Source organism: Streptomyces sp. SUK 48 (genome assembly GCF_009650765.1).
Taxonomy (GTDB): Bacteria; Actinomycetota; Actinomycetes; order Streptomycetales; family Streptomycetaceae; genus Streptomyces.
Window position 1 is genome coordinate 2,746,192 of record NZ_CP045740.1, and the last position, 15,358, is coordinate 2,761,549.

The 15,358-nt window shown below is 71.2% G+C and carries 5 protein-coding genes and 1 pseudogene; 5 read left to right on the top strand and 1 reads right to left on the bottom strand.

The window, feature by feature from the left end:
• Nucleotides 1-13: 13 nt before the first annotated feature.
• The 4 genes and pseudogenes from GHR20_RS11500 to glgB all read left to right on the top strand — a co-directional run bounded on the left by GHR20_RS11500 (nt 14) and on the right by glgB (nt 7,552).
• Nucleotides 14-2,152, top strand: a complete 2,139-nt coding sequence (locus GHR20_RS11500; RefSeq protein ID WP_153813113.1) for an alpha-1,4-glucan--maltose-1-phosphate maltosyltransferase — start codon at nt 14-16, stop codon at nt 2,150-2,152.
• Nucleotides 2,149-3,849, top strand: coding sequence for a maltose alpha-D-glucosyltransferase (gene treS / locus GHR20_RS11505; protein ID WP_153813114.1), 1,701 nt, complete (start codon nt 2,149-2,151; stop codon nt 3,847-3,849). Before GHR20_RS11500 ends, treS begins: the two co-directional genes overlap by 4 nt.
• A 95-nt stretch (nt 3,850-3,944) precedes the next feature.
• The gene (locus tag GHR20_RS11510; protein WP_194858866.1) at nt 3,945-5,315 is read left to right on the top strand and encodes a maltokinase; all 1,371 of its coding nucleotides are present in this window, start codon (nt 3,945-3,947) and stop codon (nt 5,313-5,315) included.
• Nucleotides 5,316-5,375: 60 nt separating this feature from the next.
• Nucleotides 5,376-7,552: pseudogene (glgB, locus tag GHR20_RS11515) on the top strand (1,4-alpha-glucan branching protein GlgB).
• Between the two features lie 6 nt (nt 7,553-7,558).
• On the opposite strand, the gene GHR20_RS11520 reads toward glgB, so the two are convergent.
• On the bottom strand, nt 7,559-9,793 hold the full coding sequence (locus tag GHR20_RS11520) for an AAA family ATPase (RefSeq protein ID WP_243878004.1): 2,235 nt from the start codon (nt 9,791-9,793) through the stop codon (nt 7,559-7,561).
• A 686-nt stretch (nt 9,794-10,479) separates the two neighbouring features.
• Between GHR20_RS11520 and GHR20_RS11525 the strand changes: the two genes are divergently transcribed.
• The gene (locus tag GHR20_RS11525; RefSeq protein WP_153813116.1) at nt 10,480-15,354 is read left to right on the top strand and encodes an RICIN domain-containing protein; all 4,875 of its coding nucleotides are present in this window, start codon (nt 10,480-10,482) and stop codon (nt 15,352-15,354) included.
• Nucleotides 15,355-15,358 lie beyond the last annotated feature (4 nt).

A 15,358-nucleotide genomic window follows, 5' to 3' on the forward strand; every position in this document is an offset into this window, starting at 1 on the left:
GACAGGAGCGGTCATGCCCGCCACGCACCACTCGTCAGCAGCCGAGCGCACCTCGTCGTCGCCCCCGCCGGGCGCCGCCCCACCCCAGGGCGACCCGTCCGCGGCGGCGGCGAAGAGGCCGCAGGCCAGAAAGCGCGCCAAGTCCCCCGCCGGGACGCCGAAAAGGCAGAAAACCGCCGTCGGCCGCATCCCGGTCCTCGATGTACGGCCCGTGGTCCAGCACGGACGCCGGCCCGCCAAGGCGGTGACCGGGGAGTCGTTCGAGGTCTCGGCCACCGTGTTCCGCGAGGGGCACGACGCGGTGGCGGCCGATGTGGTGCTGCGCGACGCCAGGGGCCGCCCGGGCCCCTGGACGCCGATGCGGGAACTCGCCCCGGGCACCGACCGCTGGGGCGCCACCGTCACGGCGGGCCCGCCCGGCCGCTGGACGTATACGGTCGAGGCGTGGGCCGACCCGCTCACCACCTGGCGGCACCACGCCGGGATCAAGATCCCCGCCGGTCTGGACACGGAACTGGTACTGGAGGAGGGCGCCCGGCTGTACGAGCGCGCCGCCGCCGGGGTCCCCAAGACCCACCGGCGCACGGTCCTGGACGCGGCGGCCGCCCTGCGGGACGAGGAACGCCCGGCCGCCTGGCGGCTCGCACAGGCGCTACGGCCCCCCGTGCGTGAGGTCCTGGACCGTTACCCGCTGCGGGAGTTGGTCACGACCTCGGACCCGATGCCGCTGCTGGTGGAGCGGGAGCGGGCGCTGTACGGCTCCTGGTACGAGTTCTTCCCCCGCAGCGAGGGGACCGCCGAGCGGCCGCACGGTACGTTCCGTACGGCGGCCCGCAGGCTGAGGCCGATCGCGGAGATGGGTTTCGACGTCGTGTATCTGCCGCCGGTCCACCCGATCGGCGCCACCTTCCGCAAGGGCCCCAACAACACGCTCGGTGCCGGTCCCGACGACGTCGGGGTGCCCTGGGCGATCGGTTCCCCGGAGGGCGGGCACGACGCGATCCACCCGGACCTCGGCACCCTCGACGACTTCGACCATTTCGTCGGCGAGGCAAGGGAGTTGGGCCTGGAGATCGCCCTGGACTTCGCGCTCCAGTGCTCCCCGGACCATCCCTGGGTGCACAAGTACCCGGAGTGGTTCCACCACCGGCCGGACGGGACGATCGCCTACGCGGAGAACCCGCCGAAGAAGTACCAGGACATCTACCCGATCGCCTTCGACGCCGACATGGACGGGCTGGTCGCGGAGACGGTGCGGGTGCTGCGGCACTGGATGGACCACGGGGTGCGGATCTTCCGGGTCGACAACCCGCACACCAAGCCGGTGGTGTTCTGGGAGCGGGTCATCGCCGAGATCAACGGCAAGGACCCGGACGTGATCTTCCTGGCGGAGGCGTTCACCCGCCCGGCCATGATGCACACCCTCGCGCAGATCGGCTTCCAGCAGTCGTACACCTACTTCACCTGGCGCGAGACCAAGCAGGAACTCACCGAGTACCTGGGCGAGTTGACGGGAGAGGCGGCCGCCTACATGCGGCCCAACCTCTTCCCGAACACCCCCGACATCCTGCCCGGCCACCTCCAGCACGGCGGCCGGCCCGCCTTCGAGGTCCGGGCCGTGCTCGCCGCCACCCTCTCCCCCGCCTGGGGCATCTACAGCGGCTACGAACTGTGCGAGAACACCCCGCTGCGCCCCGGCGGCGAGGAGTACCGCGACTCCGAGAAGTACCAACTACGGCCCCGCAACTGGGAATCGGCCGCGCGTGAGGGCCGTACGATCGCGCCGCTCCTCACCCGGCTGAACGCCGTCAGAAGGCGCAGCCCCGCCTTGCGGCAGCTGCGCGACCTGCACTTCCACCATGCCGACCAGGACGCGGTGATCGCCTACTCCAAGCGTGCGGGATCGAACACGGTTCTGGTCGTCGCCAACCTCGACCCCCACCACACCCAGGAGGCCACGGTCTCGTTGGACATGCCGCGACTCGGCCTGGAATGGCACGAGACGGTGCCGGTGCGCGACGAGCTGACCGGCGAGACCTACCACTGGGGCAGGGCCAACTATGTGCGCCTCGAACCGGGCCGGCGCCCGGCGCACGTCTTCACCGTCCTGCGACCGTCCAACCCGCAGATCGGAGGGTCACCCACCACATGATCGTCAATGAGCCCGTCCCGGACACCTTCGCGGACACTCCCGCCCGGGACCGGGACCCGGACTGGTTCAAGCGAGCCGTCTTCTACGAGGTCCTGGTCCGCTCCTTCCAGGACAGCAACGGCGACGGCGTCGGCGACCTCAAGGGCCTGACCGCCAAGCTCGACTATCTCCAGTGGCTCGGCGTGGACTGCCTGTGGCTGCCCCCGTTCTTCAAGTCACCCCTCAGAGACGGCGGTTACGACGTCTCCGACTACACCGCGGTGCTCCCCGAGTTCGGCGACCTCGCCGACTTCGTGGAGTTCGTGGACGCCGCCCACCAGCGCGGCATGCGCGTGATCATCGACTTCGTCATGAACCACACCAGCGACCAGCACCCGTGGTTCCAGGAGTCCCGCAAGGACCCCGACGGCCCCTACGGCGACTACTACGTCTGGGCCGACGACGACAAGCAGTACAGGGACGCCCGCATCATCTTCGTGGACACCGAGGCGTCCAACTGGACGTACGACCCGGTACGCAAGCAGTACTACTGGCACCGCTTCTTCTCGCACCAGCCGGACCTCAACTACGAGAACCCGGCGGTGCAGGAGGAGATGATCTCCGCACTGAAGTTCTGGCTGGATCTCGGCATCGACGGGTTCCGCCTGGACGCGGTGCCGTACCTGTACCAGCGCGAGGGCACCAACTGCGAGAACCTGCCCGCGACCCACCAGTTCCTCAAACGGGTCCGCAAGGAGATCGACACCCAGTACCCGGACACCGTGCTGCTGGCGGAGGCCAACCAGTGGCCCGAGGACGTGGTCGACTACTTCGGGGACTTCCCGAGCGGCGGCGACGAGTGCCACATGGCGTTCCACTTCCCGGTCATGCCGCGCATCTTCATGGCCGTCCGCCGGGAATCGCGCCACCCGGTCTCCGAGATCCTCGCCAAGACGCCCGCGATCCCCTCGGGCTGCCAGTGGGGCATCTTCCTGCGCAACCACGACGAGCTGACCCTGGAGATGGTCACCGACGAGGAACGCGACTACATGTGGGCGGAGTACGCCAAGGACCCGCGGATGCGGGCCAACATCGGCATCCGCCGCCGCCTCGCACCCCTCCTCGACAACGACCGCAACCAGATCGAGCTGTTCACCGCCCTGCTGCTGTCCCTGCCCGGCTCGCCGATCCTCTACTACGGCGACGAGATCGGCATGGGCGACAACATCTGGCTCGGCGACCGCGACGCCGTCCGCACCCCCATGCAGTGGACACCGGACCGCAACGCCGGCTTCTCGTCCAGTGATCCGGGGCGGCTCTTCCTGCCCACGATCATGGACCCGGTCTACGGCTACCAGGTCACCAACGTCGAGGCGTCGATGTCCTCGCCGTCCTCGCTGCTGCACTGGACCCGGCGCATGATCGAGATCCGCAAGCAGAACCCCGCCTTCGGACTCGGCTCCTACGACGAACTCCACTCCTCCAACCCGGCGGTACTCGCCTTCCTGCGCGAGTACGAGGACGACCTGGTGCTGTGCGTGCACAACTTCTCCCGCTTCGCCCAGCCCACCGAGCTCGACCTGAGCCGCTTCGGCGGACGGCATCCGGTCGAGCTGTTCGGCGGGGTGCGCTTCCCCGCGGTGGGCGAACTGCCGTACCTGCTGACCCTCGCGGGGCACGGCTTCTACTGGTTCCGGCTGCGCCACGACCCGGTGTAGTCCCGCCGAACGGGGCGGCGGAGCGTTTCCACCGCCCCGACCGGGGCACGCGACAGTGACACCCCGACCAGATCCGGGGAAAGGACGTGACGCCCGTGACGGAAGCGGTCACCCCTTCGGCGAGCACCACCCTCGATTCACTGGCCCCCTTGCTCCGCGACTGGCTGCCCCGGCAGCGCTGGTTCGCGGGCAAGGGCCGACCGGTCACCGGGTTCACCCCCGTGGCCGTGACCCAACTCCTGCCATCCAACGGCAGGTTGGACCTGTACCACGTTCTCCTGCGCGTCCATCAGCCACCGGAGACCACGCACCCCGGTGACTGCTACCAGCTCCTGATAGGCGCGCGCGAGGCGCTGCCGCCCCGGCTGGCGCCCGCGCTGATCGGCCATGTGACCGAGGGCCCGCTCGCCGGACGCACGGTGTACGACGCCCTGTACGACCGCCGGCCCGCCGAGGTGCTCCTGGAGGCCCTGCGCACCGGGGCCCGCATCGCCGGGCTGCGCTTCGAGCGGGACCCGCGGCAGGAGATCCGGCCCCACCTGGTGGCCCGGATGCTGTCCGCCGAGCAGTCCAACTCCTCGGTGGTCTATGGAGATACGTTTATTCTCAAGCTGTTCCGCCGGGTCGTCCCCGGCGTCAACCCCGACCTGGAGCTGCCGCTGGCGCTGGCCCGCGAGGGCTGCTCCCGGGTACCCGCGCCGACCGCGTGGCTGCACGCCGACCTGGACGAACAGCCGTACGCACTCGCGGTGTTGCAGCCCTTCGTGAGCGGGGCCGCCGACGGCTGGGAGCTGGCGCTGCGCGAGCTGGCCAAGGGCCAGGACTTCACCCTGGAGGCGCGGGCGCTGGGCCGGGCCACGGCCGAGGTGCACACCGCGCTGGCCCGCGCCCTGCCGACGGTCACCCTCGGCCCCGCCCAACTCGGGCCGCTGGTGGCCGGGATGACCGAACGGCTGGCGGCGGCGGTGCAGGCCGTACCGGCGCTGCTGCCGTACCAGCCGGGGCTGCGCTCGGCGTACACCGCGCTCGCCGAACTGGCCGCCGGGGGCCGCACCTGGACCGCCCAGCGCGTCCACGGCGACCTCCATCTCGGGCAGTGCCTGCGCGCCCCGTCCGGCGACTGGTCGCTGATCGACTTCGAGGGGGAGCCGGCCCGGCCGCTCGCCGAGCGGCGGCTGCCGCAGCCGACGGTGCGGGACATCGCGGGGATGCTCCGCTCCTTCGACTACGCGGCCCGCGCGGCGAGTTCGGCGCCCGAGCGGTGGGCGCACGACTGCCGGGCGGCCTACTGCTCCGGGTACGCGGAGGTGTCCGGCGCCGATCCGCGCACCGATCCGGTCCTGCTGCGCGCCTTCGAGACCGACAAGGCCGTCTACGAGGTGGTGTACGAGGCCCGCCACCGCCCCGACTGGCTGCCCGTACCGCTGTCGGCGATCCGCCGCCTCGCCGTGTCCGACCCTCACTGACCCGACTCTCGCCCCGGAGACTCGCTCGTGACGTCGAAGAAGCACCAGCCCGATCCCACCATGGGAGCCGAGGACCGCGCACGACTGCTGGCCGGCACCCACCACGACCCGCACTCCGTGCTGGGCGCCCACCCGGTGGCGGGCGGGGTGGCCTACCGCGCCCTGCGCCCGCACGCCCGCGCGGTCACCGTCGTCCACGGTCCGGCGCACACCGAACTGCGCGACGACGGCGACGGTTTCTTCTCCGGACTGCTCCCCGCGGGGGCCGTACCGGAGGAGACCCGGCTGCGGGTGGCGTACGGCGACTCGGTCCACGAGTCGGCGGACGCCTACCGCTTCCTGCCCACGCTCGGCGAACTGGACCTGCATCTGATCGGCGAGGGCCGGCACGAGGAGCTGTGGCGGGCGCTCGGCGCGCACATCCTGACCCGGCAGGGGGTGCGCGGCACCCGGTTCGCGGTGTGGGCGCCGAACGCGCGGGGCGTCCGGGTCACGGGAAGCTTCAACTTCTGGGACGGCACCGGCTCCCCGATGCGCTCGCTCGGTTCCTCGGGGTCTGGGAGCTGTTCGTGCCGGGCGTCGGCGAGGGCGAGCTGTACAAGTTCGAGATCACCCGCCCGGACGGCTCGCACTCCCAGCGCGCCGACCCGCTGGCCCGCCGCACCGAGGCGCCGCCGGCCACCTCGTCGGTCGTGCACGCCTCGCACCACGAGTGGGGCGACACGGAGTGGATGGCGCACCGCGGGGACACTCCGGTGCACGAGGCGCCGTTCTCGGTGTACGAGGTCCACCTCCCCTCCTGGCGCCCCGGCGCGACCTACCGCGAACTGGCCGACCAACTCACCGCCTACGTCACGGAGATGGGCTTCACCCATGTGGAGCTGATGCCGGTCGCGGAGCACCCCTTCGGCGGCTCCTGGGGCTACCAGGTCACCGGCTTCTACGCGCCGACGGCCCGGCTGGGCACCCCGGACGACTTCAAGTACCTGGTGGACCGGCTGCACCAGGCCGGGATCGGGGTGCTGATGGACTGGGTGCCGGCCCATTTCCCGCGCGACGCGTGGGCGCTCGCCGAGTTCGACGGGCGGCCGCTGTACGAGCACCCCGATCCGCTGCGGGCCGCGCATCCCGACTGGGGCACGCTGGAGTTCGACCTCGGCCGGCGCGAGGTGCGCAACTTCCTCGTGGCCAACGCCCTGTACTGGTGCGAGGAGTTCCATGTGGACGGGCTGCGGGTGGACGCGGTCGCCTCCATGCTCTACCTCGACTACTCGCGCGAGCCGGGCGGCTGGCGGCCGAACGAGCACGGCGGCCGGGAGAACCTGGACGCGGTCGCCTTCCTCCAGGAGATGAACGCCACGGTCTACCGGCGCTGCCCGGGCGTGGTGACCATCGCCGAGGAGTCCACCGCCTGGGACGGGGTGACCCGGCCGACCCATCTCCAGGGTCCGAGCGGGTTCGGCGGCCTGGGCTTCGGCCTGAAGTGGAACATGGGCTGGATGCACGACTCGCTCCAGTACATGGCGCACGACCCCGTGCACCGCGCCTACCACCACGGCGAGCTGACCTTCTCCATGGTGTACGCGTACAGCGAGAACTACGTCCTGCCGATATCCCACGACGAGGTGGTGCACGGCAAGGGCTCCCTGGTCGCCAAGATGCCGGGCGACTGGTGGCGGCGGCGCGCCGACCTGCGGGCCTACCTGGCCTTCATGTGGGCCCACCCCGGCAAGCAACTCCTCTTCATGGGGCAGGAGTTCGCCCAGGGCGCGGAGTGGTCCGAGGCCGCGGGACCCGACTGGTGGCTGCTCGACCCGTCGTATCCCGCCGCCCCCGACCACCGGGGCGTCCGTGACCTGGTCCGCGATCTGAACGCCCGCTACCGGGCCACCCCGGCGCTGTGGCAGCGTGACACCGACCCCTCGGGTTTCGCCTGGATCAGCGGCGACTCGGCGTCCGACAACGTGCTCGCCTTCCTGCGCCACGACGCCGCCGGCTCACCCCTGCTCGCCGTCTGCCACTTCTCCCCCGTCGTCCGCCCGGACTACCTCATCGGGGTCCCCGACTCCGTGTCGGCCTGGGCGGAGGTCCTGAACACGGACGACCTCGCCTACGGCGGCAGCGGAGTGACCAATCCGGGCCCCCTGAAGCCCGAACCCCAGCACGCCCACGGCCACCCGGCCGCCGTCCGCCTGACCCTGCCCCCGCTGGCCACGGTGTGGCTGCGACCGGCCTAGCGTGCGCTACTCGTCCCGCCGGGCCAGCGCCCGCGGCAGCTCGCCGGTGTGCAGGACGCCCAGGCGCTGGGTGGCGCGGGTCAGGGCGACGTAGAGGTCGCTGGTGCCGTACGCGGCCGGTTCGACCACGAGGACCGAGTCGAACTCCAGGCCCTTGGACTGGCGCGCGTCCAGGAGCACGACCGCCCGGGTGAGGTCGGGTTCGGCGCCGGCGGTGACGCCGTCCAGGCGGGCGGCGATCGACCGGTGCAGCCGGCGCGGCGCGATGACCGCCAGCCTGCCCTCCACCGGCGCGAGTTCGGCGACGGCCTTGGCCACCACGCCGGGCAGGTCGTCGCCCGCCCGCCGCACCCAGGGCCGTACCCCGGTGGAGCGCACCGAGCTGGGCGGCCGGAAGTCCGGGTGCTCGGCGCGGACCACGGCCGCGGCGAGGTCCATGATCTCGGACGGGGTGCGGTAGTTGACGCCGAGGCGCGTGTGCTCGTACCGGTCCTCGACATAGGGCGCGAGGATCTTCGACCAGGAGCCGACCCCGGCCGCCTCCGCGGTCTGCGCGGGGTCGCCGACCAGGGTCATCGAGCGGGTCGGGCAGCGCCGCATCAGCAGCCGCCAGGCCATCGGCGACAACTCCTGCGCCTCGTCCACGATGATGTGCCCGAACGCCCAGGTCCGGTCGGCCGCCGCCCGCTCCGCCGCGCTGCGGTGGTCCGCCTCCTCCTGCCGCTCGGCGAACCGCTCCGCGTCGATGATGTCGTGCGCGGACAGCACCTCCGAGCCGTCCGGGTCGCCGTCCTCCTTGTCCTCGAACTCGTACGTCCGCGACGCGTAGGACACGTCCAGCACGCCCTGCGCGTACGCGATCTGTGTCGCGCGCTCGCGATCGGCACGGACGCGGGCGAACCGGTCGTCCTCGCCGAGGAGTTCGGCGGCCTCGTCCAGCAGCGGCACGTCGGCGACGGTCCAGGCGCGGGTCACCGGGCGGCGGATCGCATCGGCGTCCGCGTCGCCGAGATGCCCCTCGGGCTCGGCCAGGAAGTCGGCGACCAGCCGCTCCGGGGTGATCCGGGGCCACAGCCGGTCGATGGCGGACCAGACCTCGGGGTTCTCGGCCAGCTCGTCGCGGATCTGGGTGATGTCGGAGGCGTCGAGCAGGCTGCTGCCGTCGTAGGGGTCGGTGCCGACCCGCTCGGCGTACAGCTCGGTGAGGGTGTTGAGGATGTGGCCCTCGAAGTACTCGCGGGACGCGTTGTGCGGCAGCTTCGCGGCGCGGGTGCGTTCGCGGGCGACGCCCACCAGGCCGTCGTCCAGCATCAGCACCTCGCGGTCGTGCTCGATCGCGAGGACGGGGTCGGGCAGCGCCTGCCGGTCGCGGACCACCTCGGCGAGCACCTCCGCCATGTCCGCGCGCCCCTTGACGGCGGCCGCCTCGGGGGTGTCGGTGGCGGTGGCCCTCACCCCGGGGAACAGCTCGCCGACCGTGGCCAGCAGGACACCGGTCTCGCCGAGGGCGGGCAGCACCTCGCCGATGTAGCCGAGGAAGGCCGGGTTGGGCCCGACGATCAGCACGGCGCGGCGGGCCAGCAGCTCCCGGTGCTCGTAGAGCAGGTACGCCGCCCGGTGCAGGGCCACGGCGGTCTTGCCGGTGCCGGGTCCGCCCTCCACGACCAGCACGCCCCGGTGCGGCGCCCGGATGATCCGGTCCTGGTCGGCCTGGATGGTGCGCACGATGTCGCCCATCCGGCCGGTGCGCGCCGAGTTCAGCGCGGCGAGCAGCACGGCGTCGCCGTTGTGGTCCTCGTGTCCGGTGCGGGTGGCGTCGCCGAGGTCGAGGATCTCGTCGTGCAGATGGGTGACGGTACGGCCCTCGGTGGCGATGTGCCGGCGCCGCCGCAGCCCCATCGGGGTGTGCCCGGTGGCCAGGTAGAACGGCCGGGCGACGTCGGCGCGCCAGTCGATCAGCACCGGGGTGTGCTCGGCGTCGTCCGCGCGCAGGCCGATCCGGCCGATGTGGTGGGTCGTACCGCTCGCGAGATCGATCCGCCCGAAGCAGAGCGAGCCGTCGACGGCGTTCAGCGCGGCGAGCAGCCCCGACCGCTCCGCGACCAGGATGTCCCGCTCCAGCCGGGCCTGCATGGGCTTGTCACCCTGCGCGAGCGCGTCCCCGACCGAGGTCTCGGTGTCACCGCGCAGCACGTCGACGCGCGCGTACAGTCCGTCGATGAATTCCTGCTCGCGACGCAATTCATCGTCTGGAAATTCGGTGTTTGACAATTCCGCTCCCGCCCGGATATACTGTGCCCACAAAGCTTTTCGTGACTGCGGTTTTGCGAAGTCACGAACCATTGAATATACCCGCAGAAATCCCCCGGACGCAATTATCCGGGGGATTTTTTATGCCCGGGCGCGACCCTCCCGGCCCGCGGCCGGGCTCCGCCACCCACACGGCCCACCGGGTCGAAAACCGGTCGTCTCCGACCACGGATCTCCCGTGCGTCACCACAGAAGACACACAGGGAACGCACAAGTTCCCCATGGTGAAGCCACACATTGCCGGTCGACCCGGCCGACAGAACGCCGCGAAAGGTTCAGGCCAACGCTGCGCGACCCCGGCATAACGCTCTGTACTGCGCGATCCGTGTATGCGTAAGGTATCGCCGCGCCTTACCGGATCTTGACCAATCCGTGGTCGCGCGCACATCGCTCGATGACCGGGGGAACACCTGCGTTCACGGGGAGCGGGGCTCAGCTCGGGCTCTGCTCGTACCGGAGCCTTCTGCTGCCGTCGTACGGCGGATCTCCCCGGTCCGGCAGTCCGGCCGTCCGACCGTCCGGCCGTGAAGAAGGGGGACTCTCTTTTGCGCTCCACGTCGTGGTTCCGTCTGCCCGGGTTACGAAGACCAGGGAAATTGACCGCCGGTGTGTCGTCCGTGGCCGCGCTGGCTGTCGTGGCCGGTCTCGCGGTGCAGCCGGGGCTGTCCCGGCTGACCGCCGAGCCGGCCGCCGACTCCTATCCCTGGTACCAGGACTCGGCCGCCGAGCAGTTGCGGCAGGACCAGTGCCTGATGACCGACGTGCTGCGGCTGGGCGGGCCGTCGATGGCCGCGACCGCGCAGGACGGCCTCGACCAGAGCCCGGACAAGCTGCATGTCCTCGCCGACCGGAAGAACTGGGGGCAGACGCCGCTGGCCGTCGCGTACCAGAGCGACCGGGCCGCGGCGGGCAAGCAGCTGGACGACCTCGACGCGCTGCGGGCCGCCTGGAAGAAGCCGCTCGACGGCCTGGCCACGCCGGCCGGGTTCACCGAGACGGACTTCCACTGGCCGCCGGACGGCGACCGGAGTTTCTACAACCAGACCGGTCTGAGCAAGTGGGTCGCGGACCGGTTCTGGCAGGAGGACGACGACTTCTACCGGGACGAGACCCCCGAGGCCGACGGCAAGACCCTCAAGGCGGTCGACGCCCTCGGCAACGCCCTTTACGGCAAGGCCCCGGACACGTCCGGGATGACCCCGCAGGAGCGGGACCGGGCATGGGCCGAGCACGACGCGTTCCAGTGGATGCACGGCCTTCCCGGCGCGAACGCGGGTGCCGACGACGCCCGGCTCTTCCTGTCCTCCGGCGGCTTCCCGCGTACGGCTCCGCAGCCGGGGACACCGGAGTACCGCATCGCGGTGGAGGATGTGAAGTCCCGGTTCGCGGGGTGCGGTTGGCGCGACCCGCTGGACCCGGACGGGGTGCTGGGCGATGTCACGTCCACCGCCGCGGACGAGTGGCAGCAGGAGGTCTCCGCGCAGGCCGCGCAGCGCGACCGGCTCCTGGACGCGAACAAGTCCGCGGTCGACGCCCTGTCCAAGGGCGCGAAGGCGCTGAGCGAGATGCTGGGCAGCTCCTGGGTCGCGGACCATCTCACGCGCTGGCAGGACTACTGGTCGCCGGGCGGTGTCGGCTGGATCGGTGACGGCTCCCTGGTCATGCGGGTGGAGGCAGCTGACGGCAAGTGCCTGGACGTGCAGGGCGGCGGGACGGCCGACGGCACCCCGGTACAGATCTACACCTGCAACGGCGGTGCCGCCCAGCAGTGGAAGTTCTGGGGCTCCTACGACGGCGGCTACGCCCTGTACAACACCAAGGCGCAGAAGTGCCTGGACGTGAAGGGCGCCGCCGACGCCAACGGTACGAAGATCCAGGTATGGACGTGCAACGGCACCGCGGCCCAGCAGTGGCAGCTCGACGTCCACGCCGCGGGCGAGCTGCGCAACGCCGCCACCGACAAGTGCCTGGACCTGCATACGTTCACCAACGGCAACGACAGCCGGCTGTACACGTGCAACGGCACCGACGCCCAGAAGATCCGCATGGTGGCGCAGTCGCACGACGGCACCGACAAGCCGTCGTACCCGGACAAGGCGCAGTTCACGAAGGCGACGGCCGGTGTCACCGCCGCCCGCACCGGCGCCGGTGCGAAACTGGGAACGCTCAAGGCGCAGTTGTTCACGGCGAAAAATGCCGGCGTCGTCTCGGACGGCGCCCTTCAGACCGCGTACGGCATCGCCGACGCGGCGGGCGCGCCGCGCGGCCGGGGTCTGCTGGTGGGGCAGCAGAAGGCGCAGGTGACCCGAGGTGCGGTGGCCGCGCTCCAGGCGATGGAAAAGGCCGGTGAGACGGCCCTGGCGGCCACCCGTGCCTCGGCCGGAGACAGCGCGACCATCGCGCAGCGCGCGCTGGCGCAGGCCGCGCAGGTCAAGGCGGAGTTCCGCAAAGAGGCCGCGAAGGCGGCCGAGGAACAGGCCAAGGCGGCCGCGGACGCGGCCAAGGTGCACCGTGACAACGCCAAGGCGGACAAGGAGACCGCCGAGGCGAAACTCGGCGACGCGCTGAAGGCCGAGGGGGACGCGAAGGCGGCCGCCGCAGACGCCCACGCCAAGCGGCTGGCCGCGGAGGCGGAGGAGAAGACGGCCAAGGCGGAGAAGGAGACCGCCGCCGCCGAACGGGCCGACGCCGCCCGGTACAAACAGGATGCGCAGGCACAGGCGACCAAGGCCGACGCGGCCAAGGACAAGGCGGACGCGGCGGAGAAGACCGCCCAGGGCAAGCGCGACGACGCCGTCAAGGCCAGTGACCACGCCAAGGCGATGCGCGACGACGCCTGGGACGCCGAACAGAAGGCGGACGCGGCCCGCGCCAAGGCCGACGCCAAGAACGCCTACGCCGACTCCCTCGACTCGGGGGCCGCGGCCGACGCGGCACGCTCCGCCGCCGGCGACGCGGACAAGGCCGCCACCGAAGCCGAGACGGCGGCGGCGAAGGCCCGCGCGGACGCGGACGCGGCCACCCAGGCGGCGGCCGACGCCGACGCCGCGGCGACCCGTGCGAAGGCGGCCGCCGAGCGGGCCCGCTCGGACGCGGACGCCGCCCAGGCGGACAAGCTGAAGGCGGACGCGGCGGTCCGGACCGCCACCAGCGCGGTGGCCGACGCCATCGCCGCCTCCCAGGACGCCGCCGCCGAGGCGAAGTCCGCGGTCAAGCTCGCCGACGAGGCCGAACAGCACGCCAAGGACGCCGAGAGCCAGGCCGACCAGGCGAACAGCGAGGCGGGCAAGGCCCTCGCGGCCGCCGCGAAGGCCGCCGGGTTCGCCCATGTCACCGCCCAGGCCGCCGTCGACGCCGGAAAGGCCGCCGAACAGGTCGCGAAGCCGGCCAACGACGCGATCCAGCTCGGCTCACCGTACGTCGACACCGACTCGGCCGCCGCCCTGGTGGTGCTGACCGGACAGGCGTCCAAGTCCATCGCCGACCAGCAGCGAGCCGTCGCCGACGCCCACGCCAAGAACGCCGCCGCCGAGGCGGACGCCGCCAAGGACCTTGCCGACCAGGCCAAGGGCGACGCCAAGGAGGCGTACCAGCACGCGGCGGGCGCCGCCCGGTACGCGGCCGACGCCCGCACCTACGCCAAGGAGGCCCTCGGCTACGCGGCCGACGCCGCCACGGCCGCATCGGCCGCCGCAGCGTCCCTGACCCGCACCATCGCCTACGACAGACAGGCCGCCGACGACGCCACGGCCGCCGACAAGGCAGCCGGCAACGCCGAGGGCTACGCCAAGGACGCCCGCGCCTCCGCCGACGCCGCCGAACTCGACGCCACCGCCGCCCGCTCCGCCGCGGACCAGGCCGAACAGGACGCCAAGGACGCCCGCGCGGCCGCCGACCGCGCCGACACCGCCGCGACCGAGGCCGAACAGGCCGCCAAGGACGCCGACAAGTACGCAAAGGACGCCCAGGACGCGGCCGACAGGACCGAACACGAAAAGGCCAACCAACAAGTCCAGACCGGTGCCACGACCGGTGTCGGCGGAGTGTTCTCCGTCATCGATGACATCAAGCAGAAGGGCGACCCGGAGCGCCTGCCGGACGATTGTCATCGCCTCCCGTGCGACCTGGTGTACCGGGTGCACTTCGACGCGGTCGTCAGCTTCTACATGTGCGTCAACCCGGACGTGCCTGCGACCGAGGCCGGCTGCCCCGACACCGACACCGTCTATCTCGGCACACAGACATTCGCCAACCAGACCCACGAGGTGAAGGTCTCCTCCTGGCAGGCGACCGTCGACCTGTGGAAGGGGCTGTTCGAGGCGATCACCGGCGACTTCACCGGCTGCTATCACAAGCTGAAGGGCGACGGCGGCAGCCTCGGCGACTGTGCCTGGGCCGCGTCCAACTTCATCCCCGGCAAGGCGATCGAGGAGGCGGCGAACGCCATTCGACTCTTCGAGATCGCGCTGCGCAGCGGAGTCGGCATCGAGGACGCGGCCAAGGCCCTGCGCGTACTCAATCTGGATCCCAAGGTGATGGCCGCCATCGAGCGCAGGGCCGAAGTGGCCGAAGTGGCGTTCACTGCGTGCACAAAGAACAGTTTCCCAGCCACCACACAGGTGGTCATGGCCGATGGCTCGTACCGGCCGATCCCTTCGCTGCACATAGGTGACCAGGTGCTGGCGGCCGACCCAGACACCGGCATCGCCCGATCCGCACCCGTCACCGACACCTACCGGCACAACACAGGTCGACTGGTCAGCATCGAGCTGGCCGACGGCGGCAGACTCGACACCACCGCCGGGCACAAGATCCGGACCAGGGACCGTGGCTGGATCGTCGCTTCCCAACTGCTGGTGGACGACCGGCTGCTCGATTCGGACGGGTCCTTGCGCACGGTGACCCGTGTGCGCGACCACTCGGGGCTCGCCCCCCGGCGGGTGTACGACCTGACGGTCGCCGGCTTGCACACGTTCTACGTGCGCACGACAGGCTCCGGGCGCACGACGGATGTGCTGGTGCACAACTGCCTCAACCTCGGCGACGAGCTGCTGCCTGCTCTCCAGCCGTACAAGGACGAGATCCACACCCTCAAGGAGCATGTGAATGTCGATGAGCAGACGGCATTCGAGCTTGCCAGGAAGAAGGGAAAGCCCAACTCTGTCTGGACCAATCAGGACATCGCGCAGCAGGCAGTGGACCGCGTGGTGGGTGACTACTTCTCCACCTTCAACAGTGCCGGCCAGAGGGTGCTGGACACCAGGAAGTGGGCGAGCTTCGAGAAATGGCTGGCCCGGGCCCGGGACGGTGAGCAGTATCAATCCATGACGGGCCAGTGGGATGCCTATCAGTCCCTGGGCAAGGCGTATCATCCGGACGGCCGAACAATAACGGACGCGGGCAACGACGTCGTGGTGATCCTGATGAAGGTCAAGGGCCACAACGGCGCCGGCCGGGGCGGGTACGTCGTCAAAACGGCTTACCCGCGGTGAAGGG

Coding starts and splice junctions, on each gene's coding strand:
- GHR20_RS11500 (WP_153813113.1), top strand. CDS start 14: ATGCCCGCCACGCACCACTCGTCAGCAGCCGAGCGCACCTCGTCGTCG.
- treS (WP_153813114.1), top strand. CDS start 2,149: ATGATCGTCAATGAGCCCGTCCCGGACACCTTCGCGGACACTCCCGCC.